The sequence below is a fragment of the Acinetobacter sp. BD54 genome (assembly GCF_044778325.1).
Taxonomy (GTDB): Bacteria; Pseudomonadota; Gammaproteobacteria; order Pseudomonadales; family Moraxellaceae; genus Acinetobacter; species Acinetobacter baumannii.
The window spans coordinates 23,403-41,878 of the sequence record NZ_JANJEP010000020.1 but is presented as its reverse complement, the minus strand read 5'-3'; the positions used below and the strand labels follow the sequence as shown (position 1 = coordinate 41,878).

Sequence of the window (18,476 nt, the reverse complement as noted above, 5' to 3'; positions counted from 1 at the left end):
TTATTAAAGCCGCTTCGCCAGTCGTTAAGCTTTTCCAAAGTCATATTGAGCTAAATAACGATGCAGCTAAGCAACCAATCACTTTCGATAAGTTGGGTACTGGTGATTACTTAGTGAAAGGCTCATTAGGTTTTGCTCAGGAAGGCTGGTACATCGAAGTACCTAAGGATGCCAATGGTAATACGGTAGTAGCAGTTGAATATTCAACCTTAGAAAATGGTGATCTTTCTATTAAAACTTATAAACGTAAGTTTGATGTGGAAAAGGCAGCCATTGTAGCTGATCTCGAAAATCCGCTCGATATTCCAGAAGGCCGCTGGATTGATATACGTCTGCATGAAGAACCTGAGCCGGAGCCTGAAGAGCCGTTGAGTGAAACACCAGTGGATTTCCAGCCGACTAACTTATCTCAGGCAGTTGCTGCAGCAATGAATGGTGTAGAACCGCCCGAAATCTCAGATACAAACGAAACACTTTAATAACCCGCTAACTCAGCGGGTTTTTTATTGCCTAAATTTTGGAGAACCATAAATGAGTTCAGGCGCAAAAATTCGATTATATGCTTGTGAAGAAGCAGTATTGGGTACAACCCCGGCAAAACCGATCTGGTACACGGTTCGCCGTGTTACTGATAGTTTGACTGAAAATGTTACTACTGAAGATAGCAGTGAAGTAGTTGATTCACGTTTTCGCCAAGGTGCTGTTGTAACGGAAGCCGAAGTAACAGGTCAACTAGAGTTTGAATTATCGCTCGGCACCTTTGATTTGTTCTTAAACGTTCTAGCATTCAATAACTGGGCTGGTAATGCTTTAAGTTTTGGTGGTGGAGTCCGTAAGTCACTTACCTTAGTAAAAGTCTTTGAAGATATTGGTCAAGTCTTTATTTATCGAGGTATTCAAGTGAATACAGGTGAAATGACGATCCAGACCACAGGTAAAATCACTGGTAACTTTGGTTTAGTGGGTAGCTCATTTACGCGACAGCAGGTTAATCCTGTTACCAATCCTATTCCAGCATCGACTCGCCCTCTAGTGAGTATGCCGAACGTTGAAAAGCTACTTATTAATGGTCAGTCAATTCAAGGTAAAGCTTGTCTGCAGACACTCACCATCAACTTTAGTAATAATCTGGAAGCGATCCGTTGTATCGGTTCTGGTAAGTACACGCCTGAGTTCTACTTGGAAAAAATGATGGATATTGGTGTAAATGCCAATTTCATGTTTTCAGCAACATCTGCTGCTTGGATAGATGCCATTAAAACCCGTGATGTATTTACATTGACCTTTGATATTACAGACAGCAAAGGCAGTAAGTACTCGTTTAACTTCCCGCAACTTGAAGTTAAGGAAGCAAATCACCCGGATGGTGGTGGCGATGACATCATTACAATAGATATCAATTTTGCCCAAGTGCGTACTAGTCCAACAATTGTACGTGCTCTTGTGTAATCAACTTAATCAATAACAAAGCCTATGGAATCCCATGGGCTTTTTTATTACTAAAAATTAGAGGTTGTTATGGCTTTAAAAGTCGGAATTATTAAAAGCTCAGACGTATCAAAATGGTGTGAATACAAAGGGGTTGATGGAGAGGTACAGGCAGAGTTCAAAGTCCGGGGTGTTGCGTATAAACCCTTTCAAGTAGCAATAGAGCGAGCAGGTAACCAGATCTCGTCTAAAGGTTATGATGTAATGGTCAAAGATGAAAACCCCAAGCTCTATCACGAACTGTTAATGGATGCATGTGCTGCCCATTTAATTGAAGACTGGAAGGGCGTGGTTTTTGCCGAAATCATAGACGGTAAAACGGTCGAGTCCGAAAAACCTTATACACCTGAGAATGCTTCGAAATTACTGAATATGGGTGATATCGGCATTCAAATCTGGTTGTTCATTAAAGAGCAGGCCCAGAAGATTCAGGAAGAAGCCGACAAGGACAAGGCTTTAATTTTGGGAAAGTCATCGAGCTCTACAAATACCAAAAAACGTATGCGTCGAAAACGCCGCACGAAATCGAACAAATTAAAATCTTAGGTGGTCGAATTCCTGATCCTCCAGAATATTCATATGCGGCTGAATCTATTCTTTCGGCATTTAGCACTATTTGCAGATCTAGGCGTTATGAGCAGGGCATTCCCTTATCATTAGACCAGCAGGCAATCAATGTATATGCTGAGCATAATGATTTGCCTGTGGCTGCTCATATTTTTAATGACTGTATTTTTGCTTTGGATAACTTGTTTTTGGACGAGGCACACAGGAAGCATTCTGCTAAAAACAAAGGTAAATGACCTATTTGGGCTATTGCCAAGAATAGCAAAGCCCAAATAGGTCAAAACCTCAAACAATTAAGTAGTTGTTCGTAAACGCGACTCAAAATAACGTAGTTGATGTTACAAAATACTTAATCTGGATTGACAGAAATTTACCTTTAAGGTATTGCACGTAAATATCAAATGATGAATAATCACCTTACCGTCAATATTTGACGGTTCAGCATTCTTTTACTCTTTTCGAGAACTTGGTGTTTGCTTGTATGTGTTTAACATTAACTGAAGCTAAACAAAAACTTAGAGCATTTGCTAGAGATACTAGCAAAATCAGGTTAACTGCACATGCAAAAGAGAGAATGAAAGAACGCTGTATCTCTATGAAGCAAATTATTTGCTGTTTTGAACATGGAGAAATTACTGAGGGGCCGTACCCAAATACTCGTGGTGATTGTCAGTTAAATGTTTCTGTTCGTACTGCAGGCGAATACATAACAACTGCTGTGGCAATCAAACAGAGCGAGAACGGTGAATTCTCAGTAGTAGTCACTACATTTAGAGAGTAGGCTAAATTATGTATCACTATGAAGAATGCGGTTTGAGCAATATTTGGCTGCGCAATGGATTTACTATTGAAAATGATGAAGACTATGGCGAACTCGTATCAATTGAGTCTGTCCATGAACTTCATAATGCCATTGGGTTGTACTTAATTACTCAAAAGCCTGACCTGAATGGTGAGGAAATTCGTTTTTTACGAAAAGAATTGAACTTATCACAGAAAAATCTTGCTGGGCTTTTAGGTGTCGGTGAAACTAGTATTAGACATTGGGAAGCTGATCGCGGTTTAATTGGCAAACCTACAGAGCTTTTACTTCGTGCTTTATATAAAGAGCATGTGCAGGGTGATGGTGAATTACGAAATATGATCGAATCATTAAATCACCAAGAAAGAACATTAGTCCCAAGTGAAATTAGCTTCTCATATGGAACTAATCATTCTTGGCATCAAAGTAATTGTGAAATAGCTTAGTTAGTCTTGTTTGATAAAAACCACCTTCGGGTGGTTTTTTAATGTAGCTTTATGTCGAATGTGTGATTGATAACTTTCTGGTATTCTTTCTTCATTCATGAGGAGAGAATAATGAATAAATTAGTATTTTTAGCACTTTTATCGTTGGGTACAAATTCTCTTGCTGCAACATGGGAAAAGGTTGGGGATAATGATGCATCTGTATTTTATTTTGATTCAGATAGTATTACACCTATAAATTATAATGGTAAAAGTATTATTAAGGCTTGGGAAAAAGTTATAGTTAAGAAACCAATTGCCAAAACCAAAGTTAATGATGAAATACTATCGCTAACTTATTTTGATTGCGAAAACAGACTTTCTGGTGCTAAACAGATAGTCACTAGACGAAATGGTAAAGTATTCGATGAGTTAACAACTTCAATAAATTATCCAAAACTAGAAGATCTTGTACCTGAAAGTGCCTCAGAAGTAATGTTAAATTCTATATGCGCAACTTATCAAATCAATACAGGCACACGTAGCTATATGAAGATGAATGGAGAATAAATCCAACAAGAACCCGCCAAGTGCGGGTTTTTCTTTATGTGACATTTAGTAACCAGTTTGTTAAATTACCCCTAAACAAGGGGTATTTTTATGCTTAAAGACTATCTTGGCCCTGCTGCCGAGCATAAACTCAAAGCCGATGAGGCTATTAAAGAAAAAAGGTTTGATGATGCTTGGCGACATCTTAACGAGCAGAAAATAAATTATTTCAAGCACGCAAAACAATGTAACTTTACTGAAAAGCAAACTTTGGGGCTTGATGCTATTGTGCATATCACAATGGGAAATTTACTTAGAATAGAAGGAAAACATTTACAAGCTTTGTATCACATTGCTTATGTTTATAAAGTGGGTAAGCTAGAGAACCCTTTGAATGATAGTAATGATGATCGATTAAGAGTTTACTATAAAAGAGCAAAGAAGGATGATGGATTCGAGAACTTTAAACAAGGACTAGATCTATTTCCTAGTTATGATTATCAGTCAGTACAACATTTTTCAAGCAGCCTTTTGAGTTCTGAAAATGGAACAAAAGAGATTGTTACTTCTCCTCAAATTGAGGAAAAGCCTATTATAAAAATTCCAGAAAACAATAAAGATGTTATAAACAATAGGTTTTTGGCTGAACGAAAGAATAAAAAAAAGGAAGAGCATATTGGGATTCCTCCTCCATTAAAAAAGCCAGAGAAGAAGCAAATTAGGGAGTTTGAAAAGACTAATAATCTAATAAAATCCACACCTACTGAAAGTAAGTCAAATAATGAAAAAAGGACAGGGATAAGCTCAGGATTCGCTATAACAGTGATTTGTGTTGTGATGGGTTTAATTCTATTGCTGTGGTTGCTATCTTAAAAAGAGACAAAAACAGAAGCTAACCAAAGTCGATGTTAAATTCTATCTGAAGATAAGGGTTTGGAAATATGCAAAAGATAATTTTATTAGGCCTTGCGATCTCATTAAGTGGCTGTGTTACTCCAGTAACTCAAATGATAAATAATAAATTCAGTGATATTGTTCCAACAAAGCCGCAGGCTACAGGTATTTGGACAACTTCGGTTGGTCCAGGGCTTTCTACGATTAAGTTGAATGAAGATGGCAACGGGATTCTTTGTGAAGACACAAGTGGCAACATAACTCTGAATAAGATTAAGTATTCAAATGGTCAACTTTATTCTCAAAATGGAATGGTCTTAAAAGTTATAGCCCTTAACCAAGAAGTTTTAGAAGCAAAAACAACATTATCTGCATTTAATATAGATATGGTTTACAAGAAAGATAATGCCTTAAAAGCTGCATCACTTAAATGCGCTAAAGAAATATAGATTCAACTAAACCAACAGCCCGGCCAAGTGTCGGGTTTTTTATTGCCTGGAGAAAAGTGATATGGCACAAGAATCCCGTTTGGTCATTGTTATTGATTCGCAAAATGCTGAACGCAATGCTAAAGCCTTAGCTGCAGAAATGTCTAAGATTACTGAAAAAGGCGATTCAGCTACCCGTACCTCTGAAGAGCTAGGCAAGCAAATTAAGGTCACAAATAATATTGTTCAAAATTTTAATACTACAGTTAATAATTCATCTTATGTAGTAAATAAAACTGCTGAGGCTACTAAACAAGCTACACAACAAGCTCAAAAATATGGGCAAGAAATAAAAACGACAACACAAGAACTAGATAAACAGGAAAAATCTGCTCGTTCTTACAGTACTGCTATTAAGTCATTAGCAGGATATATGGCTGGATTGGTAACGATTAATGCAGCCATAAATAATATGGATACTTATACAGGTCTTCAGAACCGTCTTAAATTAGTCACTAATAATCAAGCTGAACTAAATAAAGCAACTGAAGATACGTTCCAGATCGCACAAAAAACATATTCAGCTTGGGATTCTGTTTTACAGGTTTACCAACGCTTTAGTGATAATGCTAAAACGCTGAATCTTACAATGGATGACACAGCGCGTTTGACTGAAACAGTGTCAAAAGCAGTGGCGATTAGTGGTGCAAGTGCAGAGGCAGCTGATGCAGCATTGGTACAGTTCGGGCAAGCGCTTGCCAGTGGTACTTTGCGCGGTGAAGAGCTTAACTCGGTAATGGAGCAAACCCCAGCTTTAGCAAAAGCTATTGCTCAGGGCATGGGTATTACTGTTGGGCAATTACGTTCAGTAGCTGCAGAAGGAAAGATTACTTCACAAGAAATTGTTAAGGCTCTTAAAAATGTACAAGATGATGTCGATGCATTATTCGCAAAAACAGATATAACCATTGGTCAATCACTCACACTTTTAAATAACGAAATCACTAAATTTGTGGGTGAGGCTGGCAAAGGCAGTGGTGCCGCACAGGTATTAGCTGGATCCGTTCAAACTCTTGCAAGTAATTTAGATTTAATTGCAGATGGAGCATTGGTGGTTGGTATTGGTTATATCACTCGTGCAATTTTGATGAAGAGCGCAGCGGTTAAAGAGGGAATGGCATCAACATTAGCAAGCCGTCAAGCCTCTGTATTAAATGCTCAAGCAGAATATGCAGAAGCTACCGCTACTTTGAATGCAGCTAAAGCTCATCTAGCAAATGTACGAGCTACAAATGCAGAAACCCAAGCTAAATTTGGTGCTACTGCAGCGGCGACTCGGTATGCACAGGCACAAGCCGCAGTAACTGCTGCTACAAATGCACAAACTGCTGCACAAACACGGCTCTCAGCAGCTTCCTCTTTAGTTGGTAGTATTGGTAGCCGAGCATTAGGACTGATCGGTGGTCCAATTGGAGCAATTACCTTAGGTGTATCCGCTCTAGCAGCAACATATACTTATTTTAAAGGTAAGGCAGAAGAAGCGAATAGAACACTTGCTGAACAAGCCGAAGTGGCTAACCGTACAGCTGAAGAATTAAAAGGCTTAAAAGGTGAGGCAAAAACCAAAGCTATTAACGACTTAACAACGGCCTTTAAAGCTCAAAATGAGGAGTTGAAAAAAACAGAAATGGCTGTTGGTTCAGCTTTAATTGATATTCAAAACTTCGGTAAAGGTAATGTTGAACTTACAAGGATTTCTAATGAAGCTCGATTGGGCACAATTAGCTACAAGGAGGCTATGGAGCAACTTGCTAAACAGAAGTTACCCCCAAGCCTAAGAGATGCATTACAGGAGCAAATCGACAAATATAATGAAGCTTATGATAAGGCTGATAAGACCAAAACAGCCATTAAATTGTTTGGTATTGAAGTTACCTTAACGGGTAATAAAGCCCAAAATGCAGCAATTGAGCAACAGAAGCATGCTGAAGCTATCAAGAATACAAAACAGGCTGCAGATGAGGCTCAAAAGTCCTTACAGAAATTGTATGCAGATAAATTGTGGGATACACAATTTGTCGAGATAGTAATGAAAAAGGGTTTTTCTGAATCTCAGGCTAATGATTTACTGAAGCTTTGGAAAGATTCAGTAGCTAAGGGTCTTAAGGCAGTAGACCAAGAAGCGTTGAAGTCATTAGTGGATACTTGGAAATCAGAAGAATCAATCAAAGCCATCACGGATGCTAGAACTGATTCTATACGTGAGCAAAACAAGGAGAGTAAGAAGAGACTTAAAATCACGCAGGCTGAGTTGGAGGTAGCCAAACGCTCTGCTGCTTTAATTGAAGCAAGTGGTTTAGGCAAGTATGCAGAAAGCAAAGGAATACCATCAAGTGTAATTGCAGGCTTGTTGGCTCAAGAATCCAAAGGTATTCGAGATGCCAAGAGTCATACTGGTGCAATAGGATATTTTCAAACAACAAGTGGCTATCGTAAACAGAATAACATGTCTGTTGCAGATAGTTATGATCTGGAAAAATCGGGGAAAATTGCAATTGATAATATTGCTAAGGTTTATGAAAAAACAGGTAACCTGGCTCAGGCAATACTTTCACATAATGCAGGTGAGGCAGGTGCAGAGCAGTTCATTAAAACAGGCAAGGTATCTGGCAGCAAGGCAAGAAATAAGGAGGTATCAGAATATGTAGGCAAGGTTTCCCGTTATTCCGACATCATTGCTGGTGGTGTTGGCAAAGGTGGCTTGTCCGAAGGTGATAGTGACAGGGCTTATGGAGAGCAAATCAAAGCGCGTTTAGAGTTGATCAAGCAGGGTTTAAACCTACAAGATCAATATGAAAGTGAGCAGGCGAAGCGAACTAAGGCGCGCAATGAAGAAATTAATCTAGCACTGCAGACAGGTCAGGCTAACCTAATCCCAAAGATCAAAGAGCGTTTTGATGCGGAAGATCAATTGGCTCAAAAACAATTTGATTTTGAGGTGAATGGCCATGAGTGGACTGAAAAACAAAAGCTTGAGCACACATATGAAACCAATTCATTACGTCTGGTTGCTGAGGGGAAATTAACAGACGAACAGCGCAAAATTGCGATTGATTCATTTAAGTTACAGATGAAGCAAGAAATTGCATTATCAGAATTGGCGAAAGAGCAGCGCTTGTTTCAAGCTGAGCAGTTCATGATGGCCGAAATGGAGCGTATAAAAAAACGATATGCTCTTGAGTATGATGAAATATCGAAAATCACTGATCTTGAAGAGCGCAGAAGGAGGATGAGTGCATTTCAGGCGGATTTTATTCGCAATGGTGTTGGAAGCCCTTTAACTGATAAATATGACACTTCTGGTCAATTTCTTAAGTCCATGAATTATGCCAAGCCCCAACAAACCAATATGCAAGTATTGGATGAAGATTACGCTCAAACTTATCAGAAGCTAAAAGACAATCTTAATGCTGTTTTAGAGTCAGAGAAAGCAAGCTATCAAGAGAGATTGGAAGCGGAGCGAGTATTCAAGGAAGCCAGACAGCAAATGGAGGATGAGTACCACCTAAAGGCGATTGATGCAAGAAAAGCAGATCACGACAGTCAATTGCAGTTATACAGTCAGATGCTTTCATCTGCTTCAAGCACATGGGGGAATTTGACTCAAATTGTTAAGGATGCTCGTGGTGAAAACTCACGCTCTTATAAAGCAATGTTTGTGGCTCAACAATCTTTTGCTATAGCTTCAGCAATTATCTCCGCTCACTTGGCTGCTGCACAAGTGATGGCTGATCCATCCGCATTAACATTGGCTCAAAAAACTACTTATGCCACGATGATAACTGGACTTGGTTATGCAAATGCCGGGATCATTGCTGGACAAACTATCGCAGGATTCTCTGACGGTGGCTATACAGGAAATGGGCTTAAACACACTCCAGCAGGCATTGTCCACAAAGGCGAAATTGTATGGTCCCAAGAAGACATTAAAAGATGGGGTGGTGTTGGTTTAGTTGAGAAAATGCGTAAGAGTTCAAGCCCTGAAGCTTTCCTCAATAACAATGCCTCTGCTGATAGTGTCATGCGCCGTGCAATGATGAGCTCTAATGCCTTTATAGAAAGCCAAAAGCAATCTGACATCTTTAATCAACCGGTTCAAGATACTCAGATTATTTATAAGGGTAATAGAGACGCACATAAGTTAGCTTCTTCGGTAAATTCTGATCTATTCCATGATGGCAAGGTCTATTTTTCTTCAAATGGCTTGGTTCAGGATCGCTCAAATCTGGATGATGTGCAGGACTTTACCTTAGGGCAATCTTCACGTCCTCAAGCTGAGATTATGCCTTCAATTGAGCCAGCTTCACCGACAATCAATTTTAAAATTGAAGTGATTAATCAGGTGAGTGGAGCAACAGTTGAAGCTGAACAACTGGATGAGAAAACAGTCCGGATCATTGTTACAGATGAACTGGATAAGCAGCTTCCAAGAAAGGTACCGAAACTTGTAAGTGACCAAATCGCAAATCCAAACTCAACCATTAGTCGGTCTTTGACTGAGAATACGACAGCAAGACGGAATCGTACTTAATAATTTGAACCCTTTTCGGAGGGTTCATTTTCATAATATTTAAATTTCAAGGTGATAGAGTCTGTTGGCATTAAAATTGATGGCTAAGACATGAAAAAAATAATTGTAATTTCTACAACACTTTTAGGCCTTACGGGATGTGCCATTCCTGCGGTAAATAATCTCGTAAAATCTACAAATATGTATCAAGATGAAATAGCAGGTGATACAGCGAATTTAAGGGTTTATAGAAGTAATGTACCCATGGTGCAGTTCTATATTACTTATCAAAATAATGAGGGTGAAAAAATTTCAAAAAACCTAATAACTAAGCAGATTTCAAATAATTTAACAAAGTATGGCTCTATGCATGAGCCCAAAAAATTAAATATGCCTAAACCCACAATCAGTTTAAATAATGGTGAAGAATTTTTTGAGTTTAAAGTACCCGCAAATAAGAAGTTAACTTTCAGGCTTACTTCTGTTATTGGGTCAACTACTATGTATAGTTGTGATGTAAAAATGGACTATCAGTTGAAAAGCAATGGAAATTATGAATTGATCCGTTTTAAACAGATCAAAGATTTTGTGAATCCAGCTTTACTGACTGAACCATCTCAAGATGGAGCCTACTGCAAGTTTGTAGTGAAAGAGATTTTTGAAGATGGTAAAGAAACTATTATTAAATCGATTTCTTAATGTTAAATTGTTTTTGTAATTAATTTAAATATCTAAAACTTATTTCATCAAACCACCCTTCGAGGTGGTTTTTTATTACCTGAAGGAAAGTTATGTACAAGTTAAAGCTAAATCCTCAGACCAGCGGCTATGGCGTAACACCAGGTGATGATGTAAAGCGTCAGCAGATGGATGGCGGGCGTGGTCGCTATTACATCGATGTAAAACGTAATAGCCATATTGTCGATGTGAACTGGAATTTAAGTAAAACCGATTTCAATAAAATGATGGCGTTCTGGCGGGTCTACCAGAATAAACCGGCCTCATTTTATGCAGATCTGGTGATTGATCAGGGAGCACGTCAGCAATACCTATGTAACTTCATTCCGAACTCGTTCAAGACCAATGAAGTGAATGGCAATCTTTACCGGGTAAATGCACAGCTCGAAGTTGTTCAAAACCAGCCTAACCTTACGGCCGATATAGCTTTGATTAAGGATTGGGAGGTCTAATGGATAACGAATATGCCAAGTTCTTTTTCAACCGGAAAGTTGATGTCTATCAACTGGAGTGTATTGAGCTTTCTCATCCTTCTTTTATGAACACATACCGAATAGTTCGTAATGATGATCGCGGGGTGTATGTACAACATAAGGAAGGATCCGGTCAGGTCTATTATGAATTTTTGCCAGCATCTATTCAAAGATCCGGAATGCTGGGTGATCTGGACCAGACTTTAACAGTCTCTATATCTGGTTTAGGTGATGTAATGCCTGATGAGTTTGAACGGGTAATCGAAGGCCAATATCCAGATGTAAAGCCAACAGTAAATTACCGGATTTACAGTTCAGACAATCTGAATTCTCCAATGTTTTATTTACTCGGACTGCAACTCTCCAGTGTTGCAATGAACCATAAAGCTGTGACATTCAAGGCTGAATCACCACGATTAAATACCACTAAAACTGGGGACATTTTTGCACTGGATCGCTTTAGTGGTTTGAAGGGGGCTATATGAAAAGTCATGATCATTTGCTCGATAGGCAATATGACGAGGATCACTACAACTGTGTTCACTTTGTTCATGAAGCTGCAATGGACCTATACGGCATAGATCGGGCGGAAGCGCTTGAACTCTTTATGCAGCCTAAGGGCAAAATTACTTTTTTATCTTCACGGTTAAAACTTTTAAATCCGCTACCCATGCCCAAGGAAGGCTGCATAGTCGCCTTCCATCCTAGACAAAGAAATAAGCCCCCGCATGTGGGGCTTTTTCGTGGGCAAAAGATTCTTCATCTCATGGAAAGCGGAGTCACTTATTTGCCTGAAGAGTTCGTGATGGGAATGGGGTTTAATCGGGTCAGTTATTATGATTAAAGTTATTTATAAAAAAGATGCTTTGTCTGAAGAAAAGACAATTGAGCAGGCTCAAACCATTGGGCAATGGCTCACTTCAAAATATGAACATATGCCTGAGCATGTCCGTATCTTTCATACCACAAGCAATATGGATCATGCGGAAATTTCATTTGCGAACGAAGTCACACCGAAGAATGCTTATGAGTTAAAGCAGCTTGATTTCTTACCGGGTACTTTTATCGTAGTTGAGAACCCAAAATGGGTTGCTGCTATTGTTTCGATTGTGATTAGTATTGCGATCGCATTTTTAATGCCGACTCCATCGATAGCCCAGACTACTCAAAATACTAACCAGTCTTCTTCAGCAAACAATGAACTTTCTAACCGGGAAAACAAGATCCGGGTGAATGGTCGTATTGCTGATAACTATGGAGCTGGGTGGAATACTCCCGACCTAATCGCAGTACCTTACAAGGTATATGAAAACAACGTTGAAGTTGAGCATGTAGTGGGTTGTATTGGTCGTGGACACTATAAAATTAACGGTGCATATGACGGTGAAACCAACATTGTTGATATTGCTGGCGCATCGGTAGAAGTCTTTCGACCAGGTGTAGATATTGTTTCAGGTGAGCCATATTTCTCGCTTGGTACCGAAATTACCACGCCGCCACTAACGGTTCAGCATCAAACTTCTGTTAATGGCCAAGTTCTCCGTCCAGCAGACACACAGTCTTTAGAAGGTACGAACTACCTTCATTTTGCATATCCAAACGAGATCCTACGGGCAACAGCAAACAATACGGATTTAACCACTAAGTTTGTAAGTAATGACCGTGTAGAAATCACCAATGCCTCATTTACGTTTAACGGCCAGACTTATGATTTAAACGGCACTTACAGCGTTCTATCAGTAGCTGATGATCGCATGACGTTATCAAATCCGGCGGCCGTTAATGCTAACTGGTTAAAGGTTAAAGAGTTAAGTAACCAGCAAACAGCAGCTTTGTCACCAAAGATCAGTTCAATAGGTGAAAAATGGATTGGTCCATTCATTCTGGACAATGTTGAACGTAGTCGGGTGCTGTGTAATTTTGTGGCCACCAATGGACTTTATACCGTTTCAGCAGGGGGGAATCAGGCCGCTGTTAACGTCACGATTGAAGTTGAAGTAACACCGGTTAATGAATCTGGTGCAGCTATTGGCAATCCGATGCTGAAACAGATCATTTTGAAGGGTTCGGCAAAGTCACGTCAGACCGTTGGTGCAACACTTGATATGGTCACGTTTCAGGGGCGTTGTAGTGTCCGTGCACGCCGATTAACACCAACACCCGCGGTTACAACGGTAGTGGATGAAGTAAAGTGGCAGGCGCTTTACGGTGCATATCCTTTGCAAAGCACAGTGTATGAACATGAAACGGTTTTTCGTGCGCGTACTTATGCAACCACTGGAGCTTTATCTGTTAAGTCCCGCAAGATCAATTTTGATCTCCAGCGAATGTTGCCGACTTATAAAAACGGGGCAATGACAACAGAGCTATATCCAACGTCTAGCTTTGCTGATGCTTTGGTATCTATGGCACTCGATGACAAGATTGGCCGCCGTTCGATCGATGAGATTGATCTTGAAAACATCTATCGGACCTATAATGATGTAGTTGATTATTTTGGTACGCCGCTAGCGGCTGAGTTCTGTACTACCATTGATGATACGAATCTATCTTTTGAAGAGCTGGTTACCAATCTTTGTGATGCGGTGTTTTGTACTGCATATCGGCAAAACAATAAGCTCAAGCTTTATTTTGAACGGCCAACTGATAACTCGGTAATGCTGTTTAACTTCAGGAATATCATTCCGGATAGTTACAAGCATGACCTGACCTTTGGCGTGATGGATGACTACGACGGACTGATCTATGAATACACGGATCCGACCGACGATAGCCGTATCAATATCTATTTACCGGATAAAGGAGCCAAAAACCCAAAAGAGGTGAAATCTGTTGGTGTACGAAACAAGTGGCAAGCGCATTTCAATGCATACCGGATTTGGAACAAGATGCGCTTCCAGCGCAAATCCATTACCTTTGATGCGGCACCAGAATCAGAATTATTGGTTTTACGTGACCGGATTGCTGTAGCGGATTATCGCAATGGTATTCATCAAAGCGGTGAGGTGGTACAGCAAGAGGGCTTAATTCTCACCTTAAGCCATGATGTAGATTTCATTGCAGGCAAGAGCTATGTGATTTATTTGCAAATGGGGGATGGTACCGTGGACCTGATTCCCGTTACGCCGGGTTCAGCCAAGAACAAAGTAGTTTTAGGCCGTTTACCGAACGGGGCCTTAAAGCTTAGTCCTGATGATTTTGTAAATACTATCTACACGGTGGTTAATGACGATACCAAAGGCTCATTGCCTTATCTGGTAGCGAAAAGAGAACCGGCTGACCAGTTCTCTAATACCATTACTGCAATTAATTACGATGAGCGCTATTACCTCAACGATAAAGACTTTATTGATGTACCGGTTGATGATTCACCGATCTACATTCGATATGACCAGCTTGATATTAATCTCGCACGTTTATATCAAATGCAAAGAGGTGATTTACCAACGACTGGAGAAATTAGCTTTGTAGTTGAAGCTGGTGCGCTGGTTTCAAGCTCAAGTTCTTATCGACCGGAAACCAGATTTGTCTATAAATTCGACTATAAGTCTAGTCCTGCAAAACGAGAGTATATCGTTCCTGCTGCAACTGAATTACCAGCGATAGATACAGGGGAGTTCCCACCTGATCTGGTGGTGAATCTGACGATTAAAGGTGCTGTAGTTGGACGTGGTGGTGATGGCGGTTTACCTCATTTGGCATTTGGCGCTTGGGAAACCGATCCGGATTACAACTTTACCAAAACCCGCCGTGATGGGTTTCAGGGAGCACCCGGTTTATTGAACCGGCACAGCAAACTAAACCTGATTATTGATGGCGGTACTCTAGCTCGAGGCGGATCTGGTGGCGGCGCAACACCAAGCGGTATTTATACAGGATTATCGTATGGAGTTCAGGGTATTCCCGGTGGAGCTGGAGCACCTTTTGGTCGGGTTATGACCGGACAACCTATTACTAACGATTCACAAGACTGGCGTTGGTACTTTAATGGAGACTTTATGGTTGTCAAAGTAACCGATGCCGAAGCTTCGGTACCCGGTAAAGGTTACCGAACCCAAAATGACCGTTATGGGTCTCCATTATCAGGTGATGGTGGAAACTGGGGCGAACGAGGTACCAAATCCACCAATGATGGAACATGGAACTGGCAATACCATGGCACAACTGAAGGCCAGCCGGGGCCGGGTGGACCTGCAATTGTTGGGGTGGCGCCGCTAACAACTCAATTGATTAACGGAGGGAAAATCTTACAAACCCTTTAAACTTTAAAAGAACTTTGAGCACCCAATTCGGGTGCTTTTTTTATTGCCTATTTCTGGAGAAACAAAATGTCTGAAACTCAGTCTGCACTTGAAGCTAGTGCAGCAACATTAACATCAAAAGTAACAGCAACCAGCGGTGTGGGGTCATTTATCGGATTTGCAGCAAAGATCGATGTTATCGCATGGGGCGGCTTGCTAATTGCTGCACTTGGCTTAGCAATTCAAATTTATTTTGCAATTGCCCGTAATCGCCGTGAAAAGTTGGAGCACGAAATGCGAAAGGCTGAATACAAGTTGCGTATAAAAAACTTAAAAGGTGACTGTGATGTCAAACAAGACTAAATATATTGCAGCAGTCTTAGCAGCTTCGGCTGCTTTTTTTGTGGGCGTAAAAAACGATGAAGGGTTTACATCAAAGCCAGTGATACCCGTTAAAGGGGATCGTCCAACACAGGGCCATGGTTCAACATTCAAACCAGATGGCTCACCCGTAAAAATGACAGATCCACCAATTACACGTGCGACCGCAGATAAGTGGTTGCGAAATGATGTGGCTAAGCGTGAAGTCGCGTTTAAAGATTCATTGAAGGGCGTGAAATTATCACAAACTGAATATGACCTATACCTCGATTTCACGTATCAATACGGGATTGGTGCATGGTCTAGCTCATCAATGCTGAAAAATCTAAAGGTAGGGAAGTATAAGGCAGCTTGCGAATCGTTATTGAAATGGAAATATGTTGCAAAGCGCGATTGCTCAATCCGTTCTAACGGCTGCTATGGGGTTTGGACCAGACAGCTTGAACGACACGCAAAATGTATGGGAGCGCAGTGATGTGGATTGTATTTGCTGCTAAATATTGGCGAGAAATCATTATTGTGTTTCTCGCTTTTTTATTGGCCATATCTTTGGCTGTACTCAATTACAAAACTGGTCAGTTAAAAGAAGCTGAACAAAAGTGTCAATCGCAGATCCAAGAGATTGAGCGCAAGAATTTAAAAGCACTTGCGGAAAAGCAAAATCAGATCAATAAAGTGAGCGCAGACTATGAAAAAGTCAAAGCAGAGCAAAGCACTAAAGTCGAATATATTGAGCGTGAAGTGCAAAAGATCGTTGAGCGTCCTGTTTATAAGTCTAGCTGTGTTGACGATGCTGGGGTGCAGCAACTCAATGAACTCATTAAAGCCGGTAATACCAGCTAACCTATTGCAACCATGCCCAGATCTGAACGAATTGGCGGGAACAACGGGCAAAGATTTAATGATCTGGTCAGTTGATACAGTTGCAAAATATAATGACTGCAAAGCAAGACACGGTGCGATTGTGAAGGCTCTTAAGTAAGAGCCTTTATTAATGTGTAATTATTTGCTCAATAATCTGGATAATTGCACATTTTGAGCAAAATTATTCTCATCTCTTTTTCTCTCGAGGTTTTATCATACAGCAATTAATGATTATGGTCACAGAAGTTGGAAAGCTTGAGCACACATGTAATTTGCTTGCTGAGGTAAACTAAGGCGGTAAGGTTATGAAGGGCCTTGTTCGTCGCCGAGAAGCAGAGCGAGCACTCTTTTTAAAGAAGTAACTAATATGTGCAAACGTACCAAAGTTGCATCGATCATCACATTGCTGTGTTTAATCTTCTCAGGTTGCACAGCTCACACAATTAATAGTAACGTTAATGTCTCGATTTGTGTAAGGGCTTTGTGATGTCGCAAGTCATGATCATGGTTTCGGAAGCGGGCAGAATGGAGAATACTTGCAATCTACCCGCTGATTTAGATAAGAATGGGAATGTTCTTAAAATTTATGACTACTCATTAAAAGAGTTGCCGATTAATTTAGATGGCACAGTGACTTACAATGGCAAAAGATGGACCTTTGATAAGAAGCAAAATTATTAGTCTTTCCAGCTATCAACAATATCAGCCCAGTCTTGCATCATTTTTCGCCTAGCATCCAAGTGCTGTGAATGGTCATAAGATGCTTTGGTTTTGTTAGATTCAGCATGAGCAAGCTGTTTTTCTACCCAAGCTTCCTCATAGCCCTTTTCATACAGTAGGGTAGAAGCTGTAGCTCTAAAATCATGAGTGGTAACGCCTTTTAAGCCAATATATTCAAGCATACTGTTAAGCGTTTCTTTAGCTAACATGCCATCATTTTTCTTACTGAAAATAGCAGGGAAAACTAATTCGCTATCACCAGAGATTGTATATTGACGCTTAAGTACTTCATATACTTGGTCAGATATAGGGAGAATATGGATTCTGGATTTCTTCATTGCCTCTTCTGGAAATCTAATAAGTCGTGTATCAAACTCGACCCATTTCCATTGCATTTTTCTAATTTCAATTGCCCGAAGCATTGTATATAAGAGAATGAAGCCAGCATTCTTAACAGTCTCTGTTCCATTGTATTTAGGCAATTGAGTTCTTGCCTTTTTTCTATCTTCTTTAGTTAAGGCTCTTGCATGTTTTACACGAGGGCGCTTGATCACATCACGTACAGCATAAGTAGGGTCGTTCTCAAGCCTTAAAGTAGCAATTGCATAACGGGTTACAGCACCAATGAATCTTCGATTTTGTAAAGCAGCAGATTCACCCGTCATTTTTCCATTGGTTTCTTTAGTAACACGATTAATCGTATTATTTAAAATCTTCAATACGTCAGCCGCAGTCACATCTTTAATATTTTTTTTGCCAATAACTGGGCATATATCTTTTTCTAAAGCAGTATCGAACTTCTCTTGATAAATTTCAGACTTCAACGTCATACGTTTTTCTTTAAATTCGGCTGCAATAGCGTTGAATGTATTTTTTCCTTCTTCTAATGCCTTGGCCTTATTATTTTGTCTATCTTCTACTGGGTGTATGCCTTTGGCTAATTTTGCTCGCATTTCATCCTTTAAGATTCTAGCGTCTGCCAAAGTAATAGCCGGGTATTCGCCAAGACTCATAGAAGATTCTTTACCATTAAAAACAAACTTAAACCGCCAAACTTTAGCTCCTGAAGGACGAACTTCTATGTAAAGTCTATCTGCATCCAATATTCTGTAGACTTTTTCTTTGGGTTTTAGTGCTTTAATCTTTAGGTCGGAAAGTTTTACAGAGGCCATGAGGTAAGGGTAAGTAGTTTGTTACCCGCATTATTACCCGTTTTTTTGGAGGATGTAAACAAACTATAAGGAACTAATAAGAACAGCAACTTTTATAATTCAATAACTTAGCTTTAAAAAAGGAACTATAGAGAATTAAAATAAACATCGACACTTATTATTCT

At 39.9% G+C, this 18,476-nt stretch carries 18 protein-coding genes and 2 pseudogenes; 19 read left to right on the top strand and 1 reads right to left on the bottom strand.

The window, feature by feature from the left end; all coding sequences use genetic code 11:
- The 19 genes and pseudogenes from NQ782_RS19255 to NQ782_RS19165 form a co-directional block, all read left to right on the top strand.
- Window positions 1-479 (top strand): annotated as a pseudogene (locus tag NQ782_RS19255) (phage tail protein); the annotation flags it as partial.
- A 52-nt stretch (window positions 480-531) separates the two neighbouring features.
- Window positions 532-1,449, top strand: coding sequence for a phage tail tube protein (locus NQ782_RS19250; RefSeq protein WP_267581305.1), 918 nt, complete (start codon window positions 532-534; stop codon window positions 1,447-1,449).
- A gap of 69 nt (window positions 1,450-1,518) precedes the next feature.
- Window positions 1,519-2,034 (top strand): hypothetical protein, encoded by a 516-nt coding sequence (locus NQ782_RS19245; RefSeq protein ID WP_267581304.1) that lies wholly within the window; start codon window positions 1,519-1,521, stop codon window positions 2,032-2,034.
- A 502-nt stretch (window positions 2,035-2,536) separates the two neighbouring features.
- Window positions 2,537-2,836, top strand: a complete 300-nt coding sequence (locus NQ782_RS19240; RefSeq protein ID WP_032021506.1) for a DUF4258 domain-containing protein — start codon at window positions 2,537-2,539, stop codon at window positions 2,834-2,836.
- 8 nt (window positions 2,837-2,844) lie between these two features.
- Complete coding sequence (locus NQ782_RS19235) at window positions 2,845-3,303, top strand: DNA-binding transcriptional regulator (protein ID WP_032021507.1); 459 nt, start codon at window positions 2,845-2,847, stop codon at window positions 3,301-3,303.
- A 111-nt stretch (window positions 3,304-3,414) separates the two neighbouring features.
- Window positions 3,415-3,852: a surface-adhesin E family protein gene (locus tag NQ782_RS19230; protein WP_032021509.1), complete on the top strand. Its 438-nt coding sequence runs from the start codon at window positions 3,415-3,417 to the stop codon at window positions 3,850-3,852.
- A gap of 90 nt (window positions 3,853-3,942) precedes the next feature.
- Complete coding sequence (locus NQ782_RS19225; RefSeq protein ID WP_032021510.1) at window positions 3,943-4,704, top strand: hypothetical protein; 762 nt, start codon at window positions 3,943-3,945, stop codon at window positions 4,702-4,704.
- 68 nt (window positions 4,705-4,772) lie between these two features.
- Complete coding sequence (locus NQ782_RS19220) at window positions 4,773-5,174, top strand: J517_1871 family lipoprotein (RefSeq protein ID WP_032021511.1); 402 nt, start codon at window positions 4,773-4,775, stop codon at window positions 5,172-5,174.
- Window positions 5,175-5,235: 61 nt separating this feature from the next.
- The gene (locus NQ782_RS19215; RefSeq protein ID WP_267581303.1) at window positions 5,236-9,744 is read left to right on the top strand and encodes a tape measure protein; all 4,509 of its coding nucleotides are present in this window, start codon (window positions 5,236-5,238) and stop codon (window positions 9,742-9,744) included.
- A 90-nt stretch (window positions 9,745-9,834) separates the two neighbouring features.
- Window positions 9,835-10,422 (top strand): hypothetical protein, encoded by a 588-nt coding sequence (locus tag NQ782_RS19210; RefSeq protein WP_267581302.1) that lies wholly within the window; start codon window positions 9,835-9,837, stop codon window positions 10,420-10,422.
- A gap of 92 nt (window positions 10,423-10,514) precedes the next feature.
- Window positions 10,515-10,913, top strand: a complete 399-nt coding sequence (locus tag NQ782_RS19205; RefSeq protein ID WP_000277446.1) for a hypothetical protein — start codon at window positions 10,515-10,517, stop codon at window positions 10,911-10,913.
- Entirely contained in the window at window positions 10,913-11,419 is a 507-nt protein-coding gene (locus NQ782_RS19200) for a DUF1833 family protein (RefSeq protein ID WP_000368382.1), read from the top strand. Before NQ782_RS19205 ends, NQ782_RS19200 begins: the two co-directional genes overlap by 1 nt.
- Window positions 11,416-11,778 carry a hypothetical protein gene (locus NQ782_RS19195; protein WP_002057089.1) on the top strand — a complete coding sequence of 121 codons (363 nt, stop codon included), beginning with the start codon at window positions 11,416-11,418 and terminating at the stop codon, window positions 11,776-11,778. Before NQ782_RS19200 ends, NQ782_RS19195 begins: the two co-directional genes overlap by 4 nt.
- A complete protein-coding gene (locus tag NQ782_RS19190) occupies window positions 11,771-15,196 on the top strand; it encodes a host specificity factor TipJ family phage tail protein (protein WP_267581301.1) in 3,426 nt (1,141 codons plus the stop codon). Before NQ782_RS19195 ends, NQ782_RS19190 begins: the two co-directional genes overlap by 8 nt.
- 66 nt (window positions 15,197-15,262) lie before the next feature.
- Entirely contained in the window at window positions 15,263-15,538 is a 276-nt protein-coding gene (locus tag NQ782_RS19185) for a holin (RefSeq protein WP_267581300.1), read from the top strand.
- Window positions 15,522-16,031, top strand: coding sequence for a lysozyme (locus NQ782_RS19180; protein ID WP_114166607.1), 510 nt, complete (start codon window positions 15,522-15,524; stop codon window positions 16,029-16,031). Before NQ782_RS19185 ends, NQ782_RS19180 begins: the two co-directional genes overlap by 17 nt.
- Window positions 16,031-16,399, top strand: coding sequence for a hypothetical protein (locus tag NQ782_RS19175; protein ID WP_267581299.1), 369 nt, complete (start codon window positions 16,031-16,033; stop codon window positions 16,397-16,399). The genes NQ782_RS19180 and NQ782_RS19175 overlap by 1 nt, the downstream gene beginning before the upstream one ends.
- Window positions 16,400-16,713: 314 nt before the next feature.
- Window positions 16,714-16,782 (top strand): annotated as a pseudogene (locus NQ782_RS19170) (lysozyme); the annotation flags it as partial.
- Between the two features lie 124 nt (window positions 16,783-16,906).
- On the top strand, window positions 16,907-17,101 hold the full coding sequence (locus NQ782_RS19165; protein WP_000084538.1) for a hypothetical protein: 195 nt from the start codon (window positions 16,907-16,909) through the stop codon (window positions 17,099-17,101).
- Here the strand turns inward: NQ782_RS19165 and NQ782_RS19160 are convergent.
- Window positions 17,098-18,312, bottom strand: a complete 1,215-nt coding sequence (locus NQ782_RS19160) for an integrase arm-type DNA-binding domain-containing protein (protein WP_057691460.1) — start codon at window positions 18,310-18,312, stop codon at window positions 17,098-17,100. The genes NQ782_RS19165 and NQ782_RS19160 overlap by 4 nt on opposite strands.
- Between the last annotated feature and the right edge of the window lie 164 nt (window positions 18,313-18,476).

Excerpts from the sequence above, each read along its gene's own strand:
- NQ782_RS19250 (WP_267581305.1), top strand. The coding sequence starts at position 532 with ATGAGTTCAGGCGCAAAAATTCGATTATATGCTTGTGAAGAAGCAGTA.
- NQ782_RS19245 (WP_267581304.1), top strand. The coding sequence starts at position 1,519 with ATGGCTTTAAAAGTCGGAATTATTAAAAGCTCAGACGTATCAAAATGG.
- NQ782_RS19240 (WP_032021506.1), top strand. The coding sequence starts at position 2,537 with ATGTGTTTAACATTAACTGAAGCTAAACAAAAACTTAGAGCATTTGCT.
- NQ782_RS19235 (WP_032021507.1), top strand. The coding sequence starts at position 2,845 with ATGTATCACTATGAAGAATGCGGTTTGAGCAATATTTGGCTGCGCAAT.
- NQ782_RS19230 (WP_032021509.1), top strand. The coding sequence starts at position 3,415 with ATGAATAAATTAGTATTTTTAGCACTTTTATCGTTGGGTACAAATTCT.
- NQ782_RS19225 (WP_032021510.1), top strand. The coding sequence starts at position 3,943 with ATGCTTAAAGACTATCTTGGCCCTGCTGCCGAGCATAAACTCAAAGCC.
- NQ782_RS19220 (WP_032021511.1), top strand. The coding sequence starts at position 4,773 with ATGCAAAAGATAATTTTATTAGGCCTTGCGATCTCATTAAGTGGCTGT.
- NQ782_RS19215 (WP_267581303.1), top strand. The coding sequence starts at position 5,236 with ATGGCACAAGAATCCCGTTTGGTCATTGTTATTGATTCGCAAAATGCT.
- NQ782_RS19210 (WP_267581302.1), top strand. The coding sequence starts at position 9,835 with ATGAAAAAAATAATTGTAATTTCTACAACACTTTTAGGCCTTACGGGA.
- NQ782_RS19205 (WP_000277446.1), top strand. The coding sequence starts at position 10,515 with ATGTACAAGTTAAAGCTAAATCCTCAGACCAGCGGCTATGGCGTAACA.
- NQ782_RS19200 (WP_000368382.1), top strand. The coding sequence starts at position 10,913 with ATGGATAACGAATATGCCAAGTTCTTTTTCAACCGGAAAGTTGATGTC.
- NQ782_RS19195 (WP_002057089.1), top strand. The coding sequence starts at position 11,416 with ATGAAAAGTCATGATCATTTGCTCGATAGGCAATATGACGAGGATCAC.
- NQ782_RS19190 (WP_267581301.1), top strand. The coding sequence starts at position 11,771 with ATGATTAAAGTTATTTATAAAAAAGATGCTTTGTCTGAAGAAAAGACA.
- NQ782_RS19185 (WP_267581300.1), top strand. The coding sequence starts at position 15,263 with ATGTCTGAAACTCAGTCTGCACTTGAAGCTAGTGCAGCAACATTAACA.
- NQ782_RS19180 (WP_114166607.1), top strand. The coding sequence starts at position 15,522 with ATGTCAAACAAGACTAAATATATTGCAGCAGTCTTAGCAGCTTCGGCT.
- NQ782_RS19175 (WP_267581299.1), top strand. The coding sequence starts at position 16,031 with ATGTGGATTGTATTTGCTGCTAAATATTGGCGAGAAATCATTATTGTG.
- NQ782_RS19165 (WP_000084538.1), top strand. The coding sequence starts at position 16,907 with ATGTCGCAAGTCATGATCATGGTTTCGGAAGCGGGCAGAATGGAGAAT.
- NQ782_RS19160 (WP_057691460.1), bottom strand. The coding sequence starts at position 18,312 with ATGGCCTCTGTAAAACTTTCCGACCTAAAGATTAAAGCACTAAAACCC.